This window comes from Galbibacter mesophilus, assembly GCF_023721415.1.
Taxonomy (GTDB): domain Bacteria; phylum Bacteroidota; class Bacteroidia; order Flavobacteriales; family Flavobacteriaceae; genus Galbibacter; species Galbibacter mesophilus.
Genome location: NZ_JAMQVC010000004.1, coordinates 35,797 through 58,613, shown reverse-complemented (window position 1 = coordinate 58,613; position 22,817 = coordinate 35,797). Strand labels below are relative to the sequence as shown.

9 protein-coding genes are annotated in these 22,817 nt (G+C 36.4%); 2 read left to right on the top strand and 7 right to left on the bottom strand.

Annotated features, from left to right (window positions below):
• Positions 1-9 precede the first annotated feature (9 nt).
• From NDQ75_RS13715 to NDQ75_RS13705, 3 genes are all read right to left on the bottom strand, one after another.
• Entirely contained in the window at positions 10-1,461 is a 1,452-nt protein-coding gene (locus NDQ75_RS13715; RefSeq protein WP_202029168.1) for a hypothetical protein, read from the bottom strand.
• Positions 1,462-1,610: 149 nt separating this feature from the next.
• Entirely contained in the window at positions 1,611-4,478 is a 2,868-nt protein-coding gene (locus NDQ75_RS13710) for a sugar-binding domain-containing protein (protein WP_202029167.1), read from the bottom strand.
• 344 nt (positions 4,479-4,822) lie between these two features.
• On the bottom strand, positions 4,823-6,178 hold the full coding sequence (locus tag NDQ75_RS13705; protein ID WP_202029166.1) for a family 16 glycosylhydrolase: 1,356 nt from the start codon (positions 6,176-6,178) through the stop codon (positions 4,823-4,825).
• 343 nt (positions 6,179-6,521) lie between these two features.
• On the opposite strand from NDQ75_RS13705, the gene NDQ75_RS13700 reads away from it, so the two are divergent.
• A complete protein-coding gene (locus NDQ75_RS13700; protein ID WP_202029165.1) occupies positions 6,522-10,373 on the top strand; it encodes a glycosyl hydrolase in 3,852 nt (1,283 codons plus the stop codon).
• A 175-nt stretch (positions 10,374-10,548) separates the two neighbouring features.
• Here the strand turns inward: NDQ75_RS13700 and NDQ75_RS13695 are convergent, their stop codons facing one another.
• From NDQ75_RS13695 to NDQ75_RS13680, 4 genes are all read right to left on the bottom strand, one after another.
• Positions 10,549-12,180 carry a right-handed parallel beta-helix repeat-containing protein gene (locus tag NDQ75_RS13695; RefSeq protein ID WP_202029164.1) on the bottom strand — a complete coding sequence of 544 codons (1,632 nt, stop codon included), beginning with the start codon at positions 12,178-12,180 and terminating at the stop codon, positions 10,549-10,551.
• 79 nt (positions 12,181-12,259) lie between these two features.
• The gene (locus tag NDQ75_RS13690; protein ID WP_202029163.1) at positions 12,260-13,801 is read right to left on the bottom strand and encodes a RagB/SusD family nutrient uptake outer membrane protein; all 1,542 of its coding nucleotides are present in this window, start codon (positions 13,799-13,801) and stop codon (positions 12,260-12,262) included.
• A gap of 6 nt (positions 13,802-13,807) precedes the next feature.
• Positions 13,808-16,939 (bottom strand): SusC/RagA family TonB-linked outer membrane protein, encoded by a 3,132-nt coding sequence (locus NDQ75_RS13685; protein WP_202029162.1) that lies wholly within the window; start codon positions 16,937-16,939, stop codon positions 13,808-13,810.
• A gap of 266 nt (positions 16,940-17,205) precedes the next feature.
• Positions 17,206-21,219, bottom strand: a complete 4,014-nt coding sequence (locus NDQ75_RS13680; RefSeq protein WP_202029161.1) for a two-component regulator propeller domain-containing protein — start codon at positions 21,217-21,219, stop codon at positions 17,206-17,208.
• A 174-nt stretch (positions 21,220-21,393) separates the two neighbouring features.
• On the opposite strand from NDQ75_RS13680, the gene NDQ75_RS13675 reads away from it, so the two are divergent.
• Complete coding sequence (locus NDQ75_RS13675) at positions 21,394-22,809, top strand: sulfatase-like hydrolase/transferase (protein ID WP_202029160.1); 1,416 nt, start codon at positions 21,394-21,396, stop codon at positions 22,807-22,809.
• The last annotated feature ends 8 nt before the right edge of the window (positions 22,810-22,817 follow it).

Here is a 22,817-nt window from a genome sequence, read left to right as displayed (position 1 = left end):
ATGTTTTTTTTAATTTTGCAGTACGGTAATTGACAATGGCGGTAAAATGATGTCAATAGAGTTGTTCTCTACAGCAACTACTTTTTGTTTTGTGATTTGCACTTTTCTGCTCTCAGGAAATTTTCCTTTGAACTCGGTGCGTTTAAAAGTTTTTGTTTTTTTGGGAAGCTTGTCTAGCTGAAGCGTTACTTTTTCTGCTTTATCATTCCTGTTCATCAAAAATATATTATACTTGTCACTAGCCTTATTTTTACTGGCATAGGTTCTAATATATCCTGAGGTTTGCTTGGTAGCCACCAAATGGTCTAAAATGTGGTCGTTAACCAGTTTTATGCCATCTGCAATGGGTTTTCGGGAGTTATCATCCAGCCTAAAGAGCAGCCCCAAATCCCTATCGCTATCTTTTAAACCGGACCAAGGAGAGTGTGTGCCCCAAAAATAAGAGTAGGCTACATTGGGTAAGGAAGCTTCGTTCATTAACATTTCAAAGAACCATAGGGCTTTGTAGGTGTTGCTAAAGTCACCCATCCCTTTACCTACAGGTGTTACCCCGTTTTCTGTAATTACAATATCCATATTGGGTTTAGTAGAATTGCTTACCGCTTCCTGCATAGGCAATACGTTAGGGGTATATAGATTGACATGGTTTTTCCATTCCTCATAATTGGAACAGCTTTTAATGTATTTCCATGCGTATTGATGGCAAGAGGTAAAGTCTATTAAGTCGGGGTATTTTTGTACAATCGTATTGTAATAGTCAACGCTACTAAGTATTCCAGGCCCTACCTTAATTGTTGCATCTTCCTCTTTCATTGCCTTTGCAAAATCCTGATATAGATTCACATAGGCATCCATGCTCAACAAATCTTTATGGTGGTCTATCTCGTTTCCTATTTGCCAATAGGCTACCTTATAATTTTTCTTTTTGGCATATTTTACCCATTCAACCGCTGCGGTTTTTAATTCTTCATAACTGGGACCTCCTTTATATTTAAAGGAAAATACATTGATTACTACCAATGGTTTGATGTCCAACTTTTTGCACAGTTGCATAAATTCATCAAAATCCATCGAAGATTTAAAGCTGCCATCTTCATTTACAGCCCAATCCCATCCAAAAGGAGCTTGGGAGGGTGCTGCGACTTTGGGTCGTAAACCATTTTTCACATCATAGTATGGAGGGGAGTGCCATAGATAATTATCTGCCAAATGGCCGTACGGAAAACGAAGGGATCCAGTCCCTAGTTCTTTTATGGCGCTTTCCATTGATTGTACTGTGTTGGGCCGATTTTTATCGGAGTCCGTAAGCCAGCATAGATTTGCAGAACCAAAACCAGGGTTTACATTTTGCTTTATCACTTCGGAAAAATCAACTTTAATATTTTCTTGGGAAAAAGCGAATATCCCCACAAATAAAATACTAAAGAATGCTAAAGAAACAGTTTTGTATAAGAATGACATGGTTTGTTGGTTTATTAATGGGAATAATATAAAGTTCTATGACAGGTTTCGAAATACTGAAACTTTTTTCAGTACCGGCGCTTAGATGACAGCAGGATTTTTAAAACCAAATAAGAACTATTTAATCCAATTATTAATGTGTATAGTTTTTAATAGCTGAATACTTCTTTTATTGTTTTTTTCGTAAGTTCTGTTTTCGGATTAAAATTGTTAGAGGACAAGTATTCCAATAAGTTATTTCGAAATTGGTTGGTTACAGGGCGCTCGTCTAATGCTGTCTCGATATCGATAGAACAAATCATCAGTTTTCCTTTTCCAACTTTTACTTCTGTCAACAAGGCCAATTTTCGATTGATTTTCCAAGAATCAATAGGCTGAAGCATGGGTTTAAATGATTTTGGCCAAGGGTTTTTAGAATCGTAAGAATCCAAAATCATCGGGTGGGCGTAGGTAAGTAAATCCCACCATTGCCAATTTACATGATTTTCAGTAGGGAAATCTTTAAAAATAAGATGCTCAGAATCAATTAAAACCCCAGCAGCAGAAGATTGCCCTTCATTTTCACCAAAACTGGTCCAATAATAATTGGTAAAGCAAATGGGAAGTTGTCCTTTTAAATCTTCCTGTTTTGGCAGTAGCAATACCGTTTCCCCGTTTTTAAGTTTTTGGGCTACGTTGGCATCCCATTTTTTTGCAACAGTAATAGATTTTGGCATTTTTTTGGATTTTGTTTTTGGGAACACCCATAAATCCCATTCGTTTTTCAGTTTCCCATCCTCCGATTTTAACTCTAAAATTAACTTAGTAGGTTGCTCAATTTTCATTAAAGGGGCGGTAATTTCCCCTAATTTTTGTGCATTCCCTTGGGTGATTTTTTGTTGCGGTAGTTTCCAAGATTTTACCAGCTTACCGGTTTCATCTCTCAATTCGGCGCTAACTGTAAGGTCGATGTCTTGTTTACCAAAATGGCTAATCAAAATATTAGCCTTAAACTCATTAAGGGACGTATAAACACGCTTGGGCATACTTGCCAAAAGCACCGTAGGGGCATTCCAATTTCTGACTTTTTTAGGATTTACATAAGGTTTAACATTGTAAAAAGCATCAGTAAAACCTACAGGAGCTGTATTTTGTCCAGTAAAATCTGCTAGGCATAACCAATGAAAACCTGCCAAATCTTTGGTTCTATAAGCAGCTTCAAATTCCTCCCTTGTGAGTTCAACCTGCCATTTTCCAGAGGCTTCCACGAAATCAGGGAGTTGCTCCAACATCCCCCGTTCCCGCAATTGATCAGCAGCAATTTCCAAATAAGTCGGATTTAGGTAACCCGTGTATTTAGAAATTTCATTCATAACATCTGGGTATGCACATATTTGTGCGGTTTCATGCTGAATAAGCGGATAATCGGTTTTGGAAACCCCTAAATCCCAATTCACCATAGTATTCGGCTCTTCGGTATGAAACAATGAATTTTCTGGAACAGGCGGCCAACCATCTTGGTATCTTATTCTTTCAAAAGGTTTACCGGCGCCTCGAACCACTTCAAATTCTATGTTTTCAGGATTACCTTTACTATTGGCTTTTAACGTATATAAATGTCTGGAATCCTTTTCTTTCCACGACTCGATTATAGGTTTCGAAAATTCTTTCTTGGCATTGGCTTCATTGCCTAAGCCCATTTGTATAAAGCTGGGATGGTTACCGTAGGTGTCCAAGATTTTTTCTGCTTCTTCAGAAAAAAAATCATATTGGTCTTGCTGTCCTATCCAAACCCATTCTCCAACTTCTGGAGCAAGGTAAATGCCCATTTCATCGGCTGCAATAAAGGCAGCCTCGGGAGGGCACCAGGAATGGAAACGCGCCATATTCAGACCAAACTCTTTATAGGTTTTAAACACTTTTTTCCAAGAGGCAACATCCATCGGTGCATATCCTGTCTCTGGAAAAACTGCGCAGTCTACATTACCCCTTATAAAAGTTTTCTTTCCATTTATGGCAAAATGTTTTCCCGAGCTTTCAAAGTTGCGCATCCCAAACCTTTGTGTGCTCTCATAAAGAGTTTGCTGGTTTTGCCCTTTTTGCTTTAATGATAATTTCATTTCATAAAGGTTCGGGGTAAATTCATCCCAAAACTGTACGCCATTTCCCATAGGGAATTCAAAACTAATGGTATCGTCGTTTTGAATAATGGAATTGCTTTTTAGTTTTAGACTTTCAGGTTGATGACTATTGGATCCAACGCCAGTAACTTCAACGTCCAAAGTCCATTTTTTTTCGTTTACATCTGGACCTGTTATTATTGCTTTTACACTAACGCTTGAACTTTCTGTGTTTGGGTAGAGTTGCACATTATCGAGGGTAATTGCTGGTTTGGTTTGTAGTTCTAATTTGCCCACAATACCATTCCAAGTCCCTGCGGTTTGTTCTGAAACGGAGTGGGGTTTGTTGCCTAAATTCACCAATTTAGAGTTATCTACACGAAGCACAATACGATGTTTGCCCGGTTGTATTTCTTTTAATGAATAAGAATGGGGTGTGCCTAAGCTTCTATTTTGACCAATGTATTTCCCGTCAACCCAAAGTTTGGTTTCCCAGTGGCAACGCTCTAAAAAAAGTGCTACTTGTTTTTGTTGCCAACCCTTTGGGATGTTAATTTCAGTTGCATACCAGGCGGCGCCTAGGTAATGCCGGTCTGGAACCAAAAATTCCTGAGACTTAAAGTTTGATGCTTCGGTATATACACCTAACCAAGGACGTTCACCAAACCATTCTTCCATGGTTTCACCACCCCACCATTCAGTTTCTATATTCGGGATATTGCCATACCCCTGCTCTTGAAGGCATCCAGGAAGCCTAATAATATCTTTAAAGGAAGCCGTTTCAAACCATTTCTCTTCTATTCCTTGATTTTTTGGGTCTAATTTAAACTCCCATTCCCCAGCTAGATTTATAACTTCTTGGGCAACGGTTATGGCTGTAATTGTGAAAAATAATGTTATTGAAAGTAAAATTTTCATAAAGGAATGATACTATTTAATTGAAGATTTGAAAATGGGAATGATTTTATTTTTTTGATTTTACATGGCAAATAAACCGAAATGAAATTTCTATCCTAATAAAAAGGTAGGTGCCAAAAGTAAGTAAATATCATAAATTTATGATAAATTTAGCTGGGGCAAATTAGTCTTCAGAGGGTGTAATTTAGTCTTTATACCTCCTCATAATCTCTAAAAAATCGATTTAGCCATATAAGCAAACCTATCAATAAATCAAAAGATTAGCTTCAAAAAATGTCATACATGTAATAAAAAATCGTCTAAAAATTACTTTTAGACGATTTCAGATTATGTTTTTGAAATACTCAATCTACAAAATCAAAATACCATTTTTCCCAATCGCTATTGGCTGTGGCGGACAAAATAATTTCAGCACCGTTGGAAGAAGAAGTCGGTCTAATATATTTACCAGTTTGCTTGTTTTTAATGTAATAGAAACCATCTCCGGTTTCGATAAATTCCCATTGCGTCCAACCCCCGGTAAAACTAGTTGGTTTCAATTGTAAAGTGGAACCATCATTATTATTTTCAGGCCTGAAGTAATTTTGCGTCCCTTCGTTAACAAAATAAAAGAATCCGTTTCCTGCATCAGCGGTTTTCCAAGTGGTCCAATTGCCCGTGCTAAAAGGATCGGATTGTTTAATCAACGAGTTCTCGGTATCACCAAAAGTTTTAATCCATTTCCCTGTTTCCTTATTTGTTAATCTGAAGAAAGTGTTTTCTGGGTTTGCTTCCAGTTCAAAATCCCATACTCTTACATAGTCCACTTTCGCATTCGATAAAATTCCAGTAGCCTGACTCTGGAAATCCCCATCTCCAAAACTGGCTCCCACAGATAGCCATATCCATTCCGGTACATTTGGTACCCATTTTCCAGAATACTCAGTCGTTTTTTCACCATCATAGAAAATTTCCATTTTCGTTGGTGTCCATAGTATTCCAAAAATATGATAACCACTATGTAAATTGGCAGCATCCCAACGCTTGGTATTTGCTTGGTGAGCAGAACCATAACCATCAATATGAACAACAGATTTTGTGTAATCGCCTGTCCATGCACTTTCAAACACATCAACTTCTGCGCCGTCATTACCGGAATTGTCAATGTTTCTTTGATTGTGGCCTTGCAACCAAAAAGCGGTATGATTTCCTTTACTCGTTTCGGCAATATCCATTTTGACTTCAATATAGCCGTATTGCGGTTCAAAAATATCCCGTGATTCCACGGCACCGCAATACATGGTATTATGATCTATTTTAGACCCTTCTAAAATTAATTCCCCACTCCCATTCACATAGGCATGGTCTTCCACCCACCACCAATCGGAGACTCCTAAATTTGCTCTTGGGTTTCTACTTTTTGTGCTCACACTTTTGGTCCATTTGGAAGTGTTTAAGGTAGAACCATTAAATTCGTCGGACCATATTAGTTTATAGTTTCCTGCTTCTCCTGGACGCGCTTTAAAAGTATTTTTTTTAAATGTTGGCAGTATTCCTTGTGGAGTTTCAGGATCAATCGGGTTGGTTAGATATGACTCCTCGCTCATTAGTTTGCTTGAAGGATTTTCTGTAGTGTCATCTAGCTTATCGACGTTACATGATAATAATCCCGCAGCGCCAATTAAGGTTAATAAAGCTATTTGTTTTCTTAAATTCATCATTTTGGGTTTTAAAATTAGTTGGTATCAATATAGTAGCAATAAAACGAATATTAAGGTGTAAATAATTCAATTTCAAGGCTATATGGTTTATTTTCTTTTTTAATATAATCTCGCCTTGGCAGCTAGGTAGCCCCGTCTTCCATGGCATTTCAGGCTGATAAACGGTGCAGCAACTGTCATGAAAGTAGTGGTCTATAAATCTCACTTAGTTAGAAAAATGAACACTTTGCCCTTTATAAATAATTGATTACGGTTCTCTTTTTGAGGATTGAATGGTAATTTTAATGAGCTCATTCTTTCAACCTATGAGCTTTTAAAAGATATAAAGCCTAAAACACTTAGTATGAAAGTAAATTACCCCATATTATTTATAATTATTTTTTTTACGTTTCAACTTTCGGCAAGGGACAATCTCCAACCATATCCTGGAAAATGTAAGACTTCGCTGAAATATTTGTATTGGACGGGGGAAGTGGATAACGATTTTTTTAATGAAAAAAACTGGAGAATAGCTATCCAAAATCCGATAAGGATTAATTTGGACGGAAGTATCGATTGGGGTTCTATTCGTGAATGGTATAACAAACCAAAACACGTTATTTGGTTGGTTCGGCACGATAGATGGTTTAATGCGCACCCCAGAAGTGGTACAATTGATCCAGGGCAGCCCATAAAACACAATTTGTATGCAGAAAACGCCAATTTGGAAGTTAACGGTGATGTGGTGTTCGATTGTAATGAAAATGGGCTTACGTTAAAAAGTTCAACACTTGTCCACAATAACCAATGGAATAGCGGTGTGGTTAGTCTTGATAAAGAAAGTACCGTTCATTTTAATTTAGAACAACAATCGCATGAGGGTGTAAAGTACAATCTTCTCGATGCACGGTCGTGGATCTATTTTCATCAAAATAATCCTAACGAATTATTGACCAATGCTATAGAATCGCTATATCAAAACCACGAAATAACGGAACTGAACTCAGTAAGGATTGATCAATACTACCAAGCGGGTTCGGTTTACAGGAGAGAGTCCGTAACTTATGCTCCACTTACCGTTTACAATGGTAACAATAATACAGGGAATTCCGCAGAAATACCTTATTACAACATTTATGAGGGAGCATCGATACCAGAAGGGATGGATAATTCCATTACATCCTTTACATTAAAGCGGGGATTTCAGGCCACTTTTGCCATCGAAGAGAACGGAACCAGTATGAGTAAGGTTTATATCGCTTCAGAAGAAGATTTGGTTATAGATAACTTGCCGCTCGCATTACAGAATAATATTAGTTTTATTAGGGTAATGCCTTGGGAGTGGGTAGTAAAAAGAGGAACAGGTGGGTATTACGATGGGCTGAATGCCGGATGGTACTACAACTGGGGGAATAGTGCAGATAGTGAACCCAACTATCACTATGCACCGATGACATGGGGTGCTGGCCCCACGCGCCCAGATGGTATAAATAGAATTATCGCAAAACAAGATGTAAATCAATTGCTTGGATTTAATGAATCTGATAATTGTGAGGATCAATCGGGGCAGTTTAATAATTTATGTGAACCCGAAGTGGCGGTAGCCTACTACGAAAATATAATGGGGACCGGTTTGCGCTTGGGGACACCAGCACCAAGGGAAAATGGCCCATTTGGTTGGTTGGACGAATTTGCACAAATTGCAAAAGACCGCAATGTACGGTTCGATTTTGTAGCTGTTCACTGGTACGATTGGGGAAGTAACCCCCGAAACTCACCAAATGCTCCTGCTGGGGAAATTTTTGATAGGTTTAAAAATTATCTCAATCGTGTACATGAAAAATATAAATTACCTATTTGGATTACAGAGTTTAATGCAAACCCTAATCGCGGTAATGCCACACAAGAAGAGTTTCTTAGACTGGCTTTGCCATATCTTGAGTCTCTGGAGTATGTAGAGCGCTACGCCTATTTTCAGCCCAACCCAAAAAATTCAAGTACGCCTAACGAACCTGCCTATTTTTATGATGATGCCGGTAATTTAACAAACATTGGAAATCTGTACCTTAATCAAAAATCTACGGCGAGTATTCCTGAGCTTAGTTATGAAGCACCCAACAATCTCGAAGGAATAGATCAACCTTTTGAAGAAGAAGACCCCATTGTTATTGCTTTTGAGGCAGAATGCTCACCATATTTAGGGAATCAAGCAAGTCTTTTGGCAGATGAAACGGCTTCTAATAATTATTATTTAAAATTGGATGAAGACAAAGAAGGAGCAAAAGATTTGGCAAAGCAAGTTCATTTTGAATTTGAATTAGATACAGCAGATACCTATAGAATTTGGGTACGTTATAAATCTTCAACAGGAACAAATTCATCCATCCACGCTTATGTTGATGGTTCAGAAGAATATGATGCTTTAGGGGGACTTAATAGCAATAATTTTCGTTGGGAACAACTGCCCCGGTTTTACAATTTTGAGGAAGGTAACCATCGGTTAACAATCGAACTGGAAGATAATCGATTCCTTTTTGATGCGGTGGCTTTGATTAGTGGTAGTGGAGATATAGATTTATTACCGAAAGATGGCGAATCCTGTATTCCGCCAGACGATCGTTGGGGTGCAAACGATACTGATATTACTTATTTTCAAGAGGCTGAAGCGTCCAATCCATTGCGAGAGTCTTGGCAAATAAGGAGCAATGATAAAGCTATTGGCGGAGCATTTATTCAGAGTGAGTTATCTTCAGTAAGTACACCTCCGGCAGCGTCCGCACACGCTGTATTTAATTTTGAAATTGCCGAAAGCGATGCCTATGAAGTCTGGGGCAAGGTGCAGGCTTTAGAAACCAGTTCAGATGCTTTTTGGGTTAAGGTTGATGACGGCTCTTTCTTACGTTGGGATAATTTGAAAAATGAAGATTTTTTATGGTATTGGAAGAAAGTACATAATAGTTATCCCAACGAGGATCGAAGCAATCCCTTTTTCCTTGACAGCGGTGTGCATTCCGTTACCATTGCCTATAATGAGGCAAATACTAAAATAGATAGAATAGCCATTTCCAGTGTCGATAAGTCTCCAGCTCTGGAAGATCCAAATGTTTTGTTGGGTGATACTCAACTGTCTTTCGAAGCCGAAAATGCTTTATTAATAGGAGACCATACAATTGGGGATTGCGACCAAGCTTCCAATGCTCAACAAGTTAGGCCGGCAAATGCTGAAACAAACCGTATAAGGTTCGAAAATGTTTCTTTTTCAAAACCGGGAATACGTACCTTACAGATTACCTATATGAGTGCCAATTCAAGAGTGTTTGGCTTGGTGGTTAACAATGTAAAGCTTCCAGACCAAACCGTAGAATCTTCTGGTGCTTGGTGTTTTGGAAGTGGCGAAACAGCAGTTTACGAAGTGGAGGTGGAATTACAAGCAGGAGCCAATAGTATTGAAATTACCGGAGCTGGTAGCAGTGCACCTTTTATAGACAAAATAAGCTTTAAATCCGGACCGCTTTATAATATGGAAGCAGAAATGGCGGTACTTAACGGAAATGCTACTGTACAAAGCTGTGAGAATGCCTCCAATGGCGCCTATGTAAATACATTGGAATTTTCTGGCAACTCGATTGAATTTCAAAATATTTCTGTTTCAAGTTCTGGGAGGTATGAAATAAACATTGATTACATTTCCAAAAACGAGCGGCAGATGCACCTTTTTGTCGATGGCAAATTACAAGGCCTTATCGATTTTAGAAGTTCTGGTGAATGGTGCTTTCAAGGTGGAACGCCAACAACATTCTCTAAAATAATTAATTTAGATGCTGGAACGCATACCATTTTGCTGGGTAACGCTGGGGTTGCTGCGCCACTTGTCGACAAAATAAGTATTGTTGAAATTTCTTCGGAAGGTGAAAGCATGGATCAGACACTTTCCAGAACATCACCGAGTGAGCTTCAACAAGACATCGAAGCTATTGAAATAGCACCAAACCCGGTCTATCCTGGAGAAAGCGTAAGCGTATTTATGCCAGATGGTTTCGATAGGAAGGTTCGGGTAGAAGTTTACGATATGTCTGGTAGATTAGTGTATGCAAAAAATTTTCAAAGAGAAGGTGATACTGTAAAATTAAACCCAAACCTTAACACGGGACAATATATGTTCTTGATTATAGAAAACAATGGTAGAAAAGTTAGTAAATACTTAATCGTAAAATAATCAATTATAAAAAGTTGTTTTCTAATGTGAGATTTAAGTCTGTCCTGATTCATGAGGGCAGACTTTTTTCAAAAATAGGTTTACTGTCGTAATTAGACTAATGTTCCCAAAAGGTATTCCTGTAAGCACTGCGATGCATAGCGAGGAGCAAAGCGACGAGAATGCGACTTAACTTCTATGGCTTAATAGCACCTATAAATTCAAGATTGTTGGTTGGCCTGTCCAAATAATCTTTGGGTACGTTTAAATCTTCAGCAGTTCTAAAATCATCTTGCGGTAACGGTAAAATTTTAATACCTTGCTTTACAAACGTTTTGTTTTTTGGAATGTAGTTATCAATCGTTAGGCTTCCTTCATTTTTAAATCCAGAATCGCCATAAATAGGGTTTTGGTCTTTTGGATAAATATTATCAGGCCAACTGTTTTCAGTCAAGTAAAGATTGTTGCTAAACACAATGTTTTTTGCTATTTCATCACTTTTCTTTTCAGGATTGTATTGGTCGCCCATAACCAATTGGGTTTTTCCTTTTAAAGCAAAAATATTATTGGCAATAAAAATCCCCTTACTGGATTGTTCAATGGCAATTTTAGGGGTGTAGCTGCCATTTGTATATATGGTATTGTTATAGAAGTATGTATTTACAGGACCTTTTCTTTTGTTGTTTTTTCCTTGATAGCCACTTAACCAAAATATCTTTCCTTCTTGAAAAGCCCCATTTTTGCCTTTAACCCTGTGCCCATCGTTAATACTTATGTTATACCTGTAGATGCAATTGTAATTGTTACCCAAAATCTCGCAGAAACCTCCAGCATTATAGGCACTTAAATTGTATTGTATTATAACGTTATTACAGTTAAAATCGATGTGTGCACCTGAGGAGTCTGCAGGGCCATTTGCAAATAGAAATTTATTTTTTTCGATTAAAATATCGGTAGAAGACCATGTCCATAAACCACTGCCACGGCCCCATTTTCTACTATCATTGTTGCTCCCGGAGTATTCAACGGTATTCCCTCGTACCAAAACTTGGGTTGCATTAGACATTTGTATTCCTGGACCCCCGGAATAGCTAACATGATTATTTAAGATCTCGACTTCACTTATATTTCTTTGTTTTCCGGTGAGCTTAATAGCCGTATGGCTTACGTTTTGTATACTACTATTTTTAATTGATACGTTCTTTATTTTTGAATCTTCACTGGAAATAATCCTAATGCCCCAGCCATAGGCCTGTGTCCCGTTCGCAGTCATCACTTCGTTTGCTCCTCGTTGGAAGTTTGTATTTTTATTGAAGACATCGTAGATGCTTAAACCATTTAATGTTATATTTTGGGAAGTCCCATTTCTATTGGTTTTAAGTAAAACTCCACAACTCATGCCATTGGGATTTGCAGTCCCATTATGTCCGTTTCCTGTCAATGTTAAATTCGATATTATGATATTATTGGAATTCTCAAGTAGTAAACCATTTGCCAATCCCTTAAAATTAATTATAGCTTTTGAAGTTGTATCCTTATTTGAAGTCCAATTAAAAGAAGTGATTACTAAAGGATTGCCTTTTTTTCCTGAATAATCTGTAATTTCAATATTTCCGTAATGAATGGTATTGGCAGCGATAAATATTGTGTCTCCAGGCTTAAAGTTTATTTTTTCAAGTGCCGAGAGGGTTTTAAATGGTTTTTTGGAAGTTAAGCCGCTATTTTCATTCGATCCAATAAAAGGGTGAATGTAATAGTCTGTAGCTAAAGATTTTAAGTGTAATGCTAATATTATTGATAGGAGAACGTATTTAGTTTGCTTTTCCATAAAAAATCAATTATAATTTAAAAAGCTATTTGAAAATTTCAAATAGCTTTTGTTTTAAAAATAGCCTACTGAAATTAAACTACTGCCATGCAGGGTTTTGTGTCAGATTTGTATTTGCATCCAATTCACTGAGTGGAATCGGGAAGGTGGTAGATTTTTGGCCTCTATAATTTGGATTATAGGCAGGAACATTATCCGCAATAATTCTCTGATAGGCTTCTTCCATTTCTCCCCATCTTTTCAAATCGTAAAACCGTAATCCTTCAAACATTAACTCAATCCTCCTTTCATGCCTAACAATATCCATAAGGGCATCTTGCGTTAATCCGGTTCCTTCAACTTCTTCTACGGTTGGCATGCCTACACGTTGTCGAACTTGATTAATTAAACTGGGCACTTCCCCCAGTTGGCCAAGTTCTGTAAGTGCTTCAGCCCGCATGAGCAAAATATCAGCATATCTTAAAACAATAAAATCTTGGCTTCCAGGACCATTGGTATTTATGGTACCATCTGCAGAGGCTCGAGTTCTTATGTATTTTCTTTTTCCGTATCCTGTATTTGTATTACCTTTAAATGGGCGGTTCAGATCAAAATTAAAAATATCTCCTTCAAAGAATACAGAGGCAGAAAGACGGGGATCCCTGTTTTCTTTTTCATTTTTAGGGTCGAACAATGGAGATTCATCGATTGGCAATCCATCTATACAATAGTAATCATTTACCGCATTTGGCATGGGTTGTTCATTAACTTTAGGGATTCCTTGAAAGGTGGCAGAAAACGTTTCCCCATTGCCTGTGGCTGGATCTTGAAAAAACCGAACCGAAAAAATTATTTCATTGGAATTTTCACCTTCCATGGTAAATAAGGTTGCGTAATCCTCTTCCAAAGAATATCCAGCTCCCATAATTTCTAGAGTTAGATCTGCAGCTTCTTGATAATTTCCGTTGTAGAGGTGAAATCTTGCCAAAATACCTTGTGCGGCAGCTTTGGTGGCATAGCCATATTGATCATCTGGATAACTGGGTGGTAAAACTTCAATTGCCTCTTCTAGGTCTAAAATAACTTGATTTGCAATATCTTCGAAAGTATTTTTTTTCACGTAGGCTTCATCTAATGTTTGCACTTTTAAAACTAAAGGAGCTTCTTCAAAATACACGGCAAGATGATAATAGAATAAGGCCCTTAGAAATTTGGCTTGTCCCAATAGTATGTCCCTGCTTTCTTCTGAAATGTTTTCCTTTGGTATTTCGGGTATTTTTTCAAGAGCTGCATTGGCTCGCCCAATACCACTATACAGAGATCTCCATAAGTTTTGAAAATAACCGGTAGAAGGATCTACATTGCCTTCTACATATCTACCTGCTCCCTCAAATTTATAACGGTTAAATGTCTCATCCCCAAAGCTGCCATGTTGCGGTAGACCAGTGGCACCATTTAAATTTCCACTATAAAGTACACGATCTTGCAATGCATCATAAATTCCATTGATGCCCAAGAGTGCATCCGATTCGTTCTGCCAGAATGAAGTTTCCGAAAGATCTGTTAAAGAACTTCTTTCGAGATAGTCTTCACTGCAACCAAAAATTATTAATGCTACTATTATTATGCTTATCTTTTTCATCTGTTTCTAAAATTGTAAGTTAATACCTATAGTATATATTTTGTAAAGTGGAGTTAATTGATCTGAGTTTCCACCTCTGGCTCTTTCGGGATCAAAATTTTCAAAGTCTGTCCAAGTAACTAAATTTTGACCTGCGAGATATAACCGTAACCTTGAGACACCAAATTTATCAGTTACATCATTTGGAATAGTGTAGCCCAATTCCAAATTTTTCAATCTGAGGTAAGAGGCATCCTGGATATAAAAATCTGAAGTCGCACTATTGTTCTGTCCCCCAAGACGTGGTAATTCGCTTGAAGGATTTTCAGGGGTCCATCTATTAATCCAATACGATAATGCATTGTTTCTTAAGTCGGGCATCGGTTGCTGACCGTTAGAGTTTAAATAGCGGTCTATATTCGACACGCCTTGAAATAGAATACTTAAGTCTATACCAGCAAAATTTAAACGGGTGTTAACGTTATATACCCATTCTGGATAAGGATTTCCAATAATTTGGCGATCGTTTGCATCTATGATTCCGTCGGGTGTACCATCAGGACCTGAAATGTCTTCATAAATTAAATCACCTGGTCCCGTATTCTGGTTTCCAAATTGTACAGGTGCATTATCAACCTCTTCTTGAGTTTGAAAAATACCTATGTTTTTATAACCGAAATAGGCTCGAAAAGGTTCTCCAATTCTAATGATATTATTGCCTCCTATGGTTTCCGCCCCATTTTCACCAAGTCCCGTTACTTCATTGTTCAAGAATTTCGAGATATTGGCATTAATACTAAAATTTAAACTGCCAATATTATCTCTGTAACTAGTACTAAATTCTAGACCGCTATTAATCATACTTGCTGCATTTTGTGCGGCAAGATTGGTAACACCAATAGTACTGGGTATAGGAAAGTTTCCGTAGAGAATATCAGAGCTTTCTCTTTCAAAATAATCGGCAGTAAAAGAAAACTTATTCTTAAAAAAAGCCAAATCGATACCTAAATCATATTGTTCTATGGTTTCCCAGGTAATACTTCGGTTAGCCAAACTGGTGAGCGCCACAGCCCCAACCGTTTGATCGTTACCTAAAACATAATCCAGCCCTGAATTGTAGGTTTGTTCGTAGATATAGTTGCCAATTCTATCGTTTCCGCTTATTCCCCAGCTTCCTCTTATTTTAAGCAATGAAAGCCAATCAGTTTTGTTTAAAAAAGATTCTTTACTCAACACCCACCCTGCTGACGCCGATGGGAATGTACCATATCTGTTATCGGGCCCAAATTTGGAAGAACCATCCCTTCTGATATTGAATTCAAGAAGATATTTATCGTTATAATTGTAGTTAATTCTACCAAAATAAGATTGTAGGGTTTCTTCGCTAGCACCTCCGTTAACGGATGGATTTAGTACACCTCCTCCATTGAATTCTTGAATTTCATCTGAAGGAAATCCTTCCAGTGATCCATTAAAACCATCATTACGGTCATAAATCACCGAAAAACCGCCCAGTACACTAAAGTTATGTAAGTTGAAGGATTTGGCATATCGAATGATATTTTCATTAAGTAACCTATAATTAAAATTGTTACTGTTAAATAAGGAATTGGTAAGTTTTTCAGAAATAATTTCGCCATTGTAATCCTCTTCTACATATCGCGGATTGTAATTTGAAATGTTTGAGAAGAAGAGCACTAAACTACCACTGGTTTCAAAAGTTAACCCTTCCGCAATATTAAATTGAAGCCCAAGCCTATCGCTTATGCTTATTCTATCGGCACTGTAATCACCCAAAACACCAGTTCTTATGCCGTTATCGGCCCCATAGGAAAAGTTTGTTCTCTGGTATGCTCCGTCTACAATACCATAATTACCATTGGAATAGAACACAGGAATTGTAGGCGATGATCTTTGAAATTGATTGATAATACCTTTTTCCCCAGTAATTGCATCTGCACCTCCCTCTGGGCCTTTAAAAACCTCCCAATAAGAATTAAACACATTGCTTATGGTAAGCCAATCCTTTACATCGGATTTAAGGTTTAGTCCAAGGGTATATCGCTTATTTTGGAATTTTCCTTTTACTATAGCCTCTTGATTTAAGTAATTAAAAGAAACTTTATAGGTGGTTTTTTCACTACCCCCTGAAAAATCAATGTAATGATTTTGAATAGGTGCTTGGCGGAGTAATACGTCCGACCATTTGGTGTTTGCAAACTGATCTGGATTGGAACCATCTATCATTTGCTGAATATCTTGATCTGTATATCTTAACGGAGTGTCTTCGCCATCCAAGTTAATGTCCCTTTCATTTCTCAACCTAGCATAATCTGGCGCGCTCAAATATTCCGGGACTACTGTTGCACTTTGGTATCCTGTATAGGAATTTACATTAACTTGCATAGTTCCAGCACGCCCTCCTTTAGTGGTTACAACAATTACTCCATTTGCACCTCTCGCACCATAAATGGCACTAGCAGAAGCATCCTTTAATACAGAAATACTTTCAATGTCGGATGGAGCTAAGTTGTTAAACTGTTGTAGATTCTCGTATTGGATACCATCAATCACGATGAGTGGGTTAGTGGAGCCAAATGTACCAACCCCTCTAATTACAATGTCGGAAGCATCACTGCCTGGTAATCCATTGCCTTGAGTAATTTGAACTCCCGAAAACTCACCATACATTAATTGACCTGCATTGGTGACAGGAGTGTTCACAGGGCCATTAAATTCTGCTGTTTGTACGGAGCCTGTTAAATTAATTTTTTTTTGTTTTCCATAACCTACAACAACCACTTCGTCCAATTGGGAAAGATCTTCCTTCATCGAAATGTCTATTATAGATCTGCCTGCTACTGATATAGTTTGACTTTCTAGGCCAACATAGCTAAATACCAATTGGGTATTGGGACCTGAAACGGTTATTTGATACTCACCATCAAAATTTGTGGCAACCCCATTGTTCGAATTGTTTACCTCACTAACGGTCACTCCTGCTAATGGAACCCCTCCATCGGCAGCGGTAACTGTACCGGATATTTGTGTTTCCTGAGCACTCATTATATATGAGAACCCTAAAAACAAGAAAATCAATGAAAGAAAGTGTCTTTGTAATCTAGAATTTCCTACTAGTTTCGCATTTTTTTTGATCATAAATCAAGTTTTAGTTAATTATTTAGTTAGTTGGAATATAAGTAGTCTTAAATCCCTTTTTTGGGACTTATTTTACCTTCACTTACCTAAGATAGGCAGGGTGCGAAATGGGTTGTATTATATTCTCAATCGTACACTTCAAATGCTCCCAAGGCTTGAATGCATCAGGGTGGATGATCATTTCAAATTTATATTTATACGCTTTAAAGCGAAGGGGGTAATGATGCAATTGAAGGTGTAGATTATCCAAATGCAAGCTAAAACATCTAAATGCTAGAGGTTTGTTTTTTATATTCAGAAGGAAGGCATTGAAACTGTTTTTTAAAACTATCTTTAAAATATTTATAGTCATTGAAACCGACATCATATGCAATCTCATTCATATTTCTATCGGTGTTCCTAATAAGTTCTGCAGCATGTTTTAAACGTATTGAGCGGATGAATGCAGTGATGGACAAACCGGTTAATGATTTAATTTTTCTGTATAAGGTAGACTGGCTCATATAAAATTTTTCCAACATATGGTCAATTCCAAATGATGTATTTTGCAAGTTATCTTCTACAAGACCTATAGCTTCCTTTATAAATTTGCTATCGCGGTCATCCAATGAATCGTTTATTTCATTGGAAGGCTCGAACCTAATTTTATTAGCCAAAAATTCTTTCATTTTGGCTTGGTTCTCTAGAATTGATCCAATTCTAGCTTTTACAATAGTTGGGTTAAAAGGTTTACTTATATAGTCACTTGCACCTGTGTTTAAACCTTCAATTTCAAAAACTGTTGATGTACGTGCAGTAAGAAGAATGATAGGGATATGGGAAGTATTTATATTAGATTTTAGCTCCTTACATAATGTAATCCCATCTTTTCGAGGCATCATAACATCGCTAACAATTAAGTCGGGGATTTCTTTCAATGCCAATTCTAACCCTTTTTCTCCGCCATCAGCTAACCTTACATCATAATCATCCTGTAAAATGTCAAATAAATACGTCAGAATATCTGGGTTATCATCAATAATTAACACCATTTCCTTGTTCATATTTTTTAAATTTGGTTCGTAGGATTTGGGTTTTATAGTGTAGGCATCCATATTGTCTGTATGCTTAAATGAATCGTCTAATTGACCTATGTATAAATTTGGATCCATTTCTAATTTAATCGTAAATTTTGAGCCTTTTCCAAGTTTACTTTTTACTGATATTCTTCCATGATGCAATTCAATCAATTTTTTAGAAAAAGTTAAGCCAATTCCACTGCCAACTAGTCTAGACGTTTCAGCAGTTTTTATTTGAAAGAAGCGATTAAAAATTTTACCTAAGTTTTCCTCACTCATACCTATCCCAGAATCCTTAATAGAGATGATGCATTTGTTGTCTTCTTGTTTTAACCTAATTTTAATGGAATCGCCAGCATTGGAATATTTTATGGCGTTTGAAATTAAATTACATAGTACAATTTCCAATTTATTTCTGTCAAAGGGAAAACGAATCTCTTGTTTTGATGATTTAAATGTGTAATCTATTTTCTTTTCATATGCTAATTCTTTAAAATATAAATAGACTTCCTTTGAGAAACGAACAAAATTTCCTTCTGAAGCATTTAATTTTAATAAACCGTGTTCTGCTTTGCGAAAATCGAGCAGTTGATTTACTAAATTCAACAACTTATCTGCGTTTCTTTCCACCAAGCTAAGTTTTTTTCTGTGCTTGTTGTCTAATTGCGATGAGTTTATTAATTCTTTTACTGGTCCAACAATAAGTGTTAAAGGGGTTCTGAATTCATGAGAAATATTTGTAAAAAAATTAATTTTTGCTTCATTTAAGGCTATGTCTTTTTGTTTTTCAATTTTCGTGATTTCTAAATCCGTTTTTAATTTCAATTGATTTTTCTTGAATTTCACAAAATAGTAGACAGAAATGGAAAGTAAAAATGCATAGAATAAAAATGCCCACGAAGTTAACCAGAATGACTGCTTAACCCTAATATATAGCTTTTTGGGTGTACTCCAGTCTTGATTATTCCTTGTAGCGGAAACTTCTAATTGGTAATTTCCAGGGGCTAGACCTGCAAAATTAATTTCGTTTTTATTTTGAAGATCAATCCATTCATTATTATGTCCTTTAAGCTTGTAACGAAAACTGATATGTTCAGGATCTAAAAAGTCATTAACAGAGAATCCAATAGAAAAAAAGTCATCCTCGGGCTTCAACACCAAGCTTTCACTGTAGCTGAAATTTTTGTCCACGGATTCATCTTTATAGAAAGGGATGGGGTTGTTATTTATTCTCAAAGAGGTAAATACTACTTCTGGAAGTTTTTCATAAGGGTCGATTTTAGAGGGGTTGAAATAGGTTAAATTATCCATTCCTCCAAAAAATATATTTTTATTGGCTTCATTGAATACACTTCTATTATTAAAGGAAGATGTTCTAACACCAGAAAGCTTGCCATAGCTTGTAAAACTATTTTTATTGGGTGTATATTTTATAATATCAGAAACCGAACTTAACCAAATATTGTTTTTGCTATCTGAGGTTACAGAAGAAATAAAGTCATTCCTTAACCCGTCTTTTTGAGTCAATTTTTTTTCAATTTTTAGCTTATTGTTTTTTTCTTCAAATTTTAAACCAAAAAGACCGCTTGGTGTACCTAACCAAATAAGTTCGTTATTTATATGCATAGAATTGGTTATAACACTTGGAAGATTGATTTGTAATAATTTGTTTTGATGTTGTACGGTTTGCAAGTTTTGGTCATACATATGCAAGCCATTATAAGTGCTTATCCATATCCTTCCCTCATTGTCACCTTGTATTGCTGTAATCCGGTTGCTTTTCATGGGACTCTCTTTTGTTCTATTATCCCTGAAAATTTGATAATTTTGTTTTGAATGTATGCGATTAAATGGTACTGTATACATACCATTTTGTTGTGTGCCTATATATAAAATTTCATTTTGGTCTATAAAGAAGCAGGTAACTTTCGATAATCGCAGATTTTTAAAGGTTATTTTTTGTTTTTTAAGGTCGTAGATGTAGAACCCATTTTGGGCACCAATAAATAGGTTGTTTTCGTATCGATAGAATGCAAAAATCTTTATTTTGGAGAGGTCTTTCATCGGTTTTAGAGAAATAAAGCTACTGCCATAAAGAACCCCACTTTTTAAAGTTCCTAAAAACACTTTATCTTCATCTTTATAGATGCTGGTTATGTTGAGGTCGCCGTCAAAAACATCTGAATTGAAGTTTGGTATGTTTGTTAACGTTTTAAATCCCTTTCCCGGGATCAACTTTATGACCCCGGCGTTAGCAGTTCCTACCCAAATTTGATTATTGCTATCGCAATGAATGGATAATATAATATTGTAATTTTTTTCGATTGGTTCACTGCCCTTAGGGGAAATTTTAATTTTTTGAAACTCATCGATTTTATTATTACTCCTATATATGCCGCCACCCCATGTACCAATCCAAATCCTATTTTCGTTATCCTTGGTTAAAGTTTTTCGATATTTACCTACACTTATTTTAGTATCTACACTGTCTAAGGAAGCAGAATTATAATCATAGAAGTATAAATTTTCATTATCAGAAGAGCCTACAAACCATAGACGTTCGCGATAATCATCATAATAAAAATCAAAAATTGCGGTAGGGAAATGATGGGTTTTAATTATTTTATAATCATAATTATACCTGTCTATTTGTTTTTCGTAGGAAACCCAGACTTCTTTATCATTTGCCCTTTCCATGGAAAAAATTACCGATTGCAGGTTTTTACTGTACACCAATTCTTCTTTTTCAACATCTATTACGTAAAAACCATGGCTCCAAGTACCTACCCAAATATTACCATTATAATCTTCGGTAATTGCTGTTATTCTTAAATCACCTTCTTGTTTGAGGTCTATTACGTGATTAAAACTTTTTACACTGCCATATTTAGGATCAATATAAGAAATACCTCCACTTTTTGTTCCTATCCATATTCTGTTTTTATGGTCCCGAAAAAGCGTTTCAATATTTTCATTACCAACATCTTCAAACCCCAATGGAGGTTTGATGTATTCTAAGTTGTTACCATTGGTTTTCGTAATCCCATTTTCTGTGCCAATCCATTTGTTATTTAAGTCATCGCTAACAATAGAAGTAGCAAAATTATGGGACAACCCTTCCTTGGTGCTTAAATATTCAAAGGAATATTCATTCTCATTTTGGGCGCAAAGCGTATTCAAAACGAGTAGAATAAAAATAGAAATGAATCTATTTTGGTTCATATATAATTACTTTTAGGGGTGTTAAAATAATGAATTTTATTCAAGTAAATTTATGTTAACATCCAGCAAACTGGGATTTGACCTCATTATCCCATATTCTGGTTGATTTACCACTTTATACAGAATACATATCCTTAATTTTACACTGGATTAAAAGATTTTATTTAAAGAAAAATGGGAAGATTATTTTTACTAGACCGATTACTTATTTTGCTATTCCTTAGTTGTATTTGCGCCCAACAATCAAATGGTCAGAGTTCAAAAAAAACAAACATCATTATTATCTTGGCAGATGATTTGGGATATGCCGATGTAGGTTTTAATGGGTGTAAAGATATTCCTACCCCAAATATAGACAGAATAGCTAATGAGGGTGTAAAGTTTACCAACGCCTATGTAACTTACGCTGTATGTGGGCCGAGTAGGGCAGGACTCATAACCGGTAGATATCAAGATAGGTTTGGTTTTGCTAGAAATCCTCTTTTTGCACCCAATGATAGAGATATGGGATTACCCCTAACGGAACAGACCTTGGCTACGGTTTTAAAACCAGCTAATTACAAATCCGTGATTTTAGGAAAATGGCATTTAGGAGCCCATAAAGATTTACACCCTCTCAATAGGGGCTTTGATGATTTTTTTGGCTTTTTGAGTGGTGGTCACGATTATTTTCCCGAAAATTGGACATTAAAAGATCCTTTTGAGGCAAAATCGCAATTCGATGGTTATAAAACCAAACTTCTTAGAAATTTTGAAAGAATAGAGGAACAAGAATACCTCACCGATGCACTTTCCAGGGAAGCGGTTCAGTATATTGAGACCTATAAAGAGCAACCTTTTTTTATGTATTTAGCATATAATGCACCACATACGCCTTTGCAAGCAACCGAGAAATATTTGGAAAGGTTCAATCATATTAAAAATAGCAAAAGAAAAGCGTATGCAGCTATGGTGAGTGCAATGGATGATGGTATAGGTAAAGTTTTAGATAAACTTGAATCACTTAATCTTTCTAATGATACCATTGTTTTCTTTTTAAGTGATAACGGCGGGCCAGAGAAGGTAAATGGTTCTAATAATGGAATTTTGAGGGGTGGTAAAGGGGATTTATTCGAAGGTGGAATTCACATACCTTTCGCTATGCGATGGCCAGCACAGGTAAAAGGCAACCTAGTATTTAATAAGCCTGTATCTTCTTTGGACATATTTGCTACAGCCATACAGCCGGTAGTGAATCGTATAAAATTAAAGAAAGCGCTGGACGGTGTTGATTTGGTACCATTCGTTAAAGGGGAGATTGAAGAACCACCTCATTCAAATATCTTTTGGAGGAAATTTGATGCGAATTGGTTTGCTGTTAGATCCTCAGATGGAAATAAGATTTTAAGTAAAAATGAAAAGTTATCATTGTTCAATGTTCAACAACATATTTCAGAATCTGTTGAAGTTGATAATAAAGAATTGGAAGCAAGGTTATTGAAAAAATATAAAATATGGAAAAGCCAATTAAAGCCACCTTCTTTTTTAGGACTGCTACAAAATAATGAATACAACAAATTACATCCAAATAGATTTAAAAAAAACGAATAACCACAAAA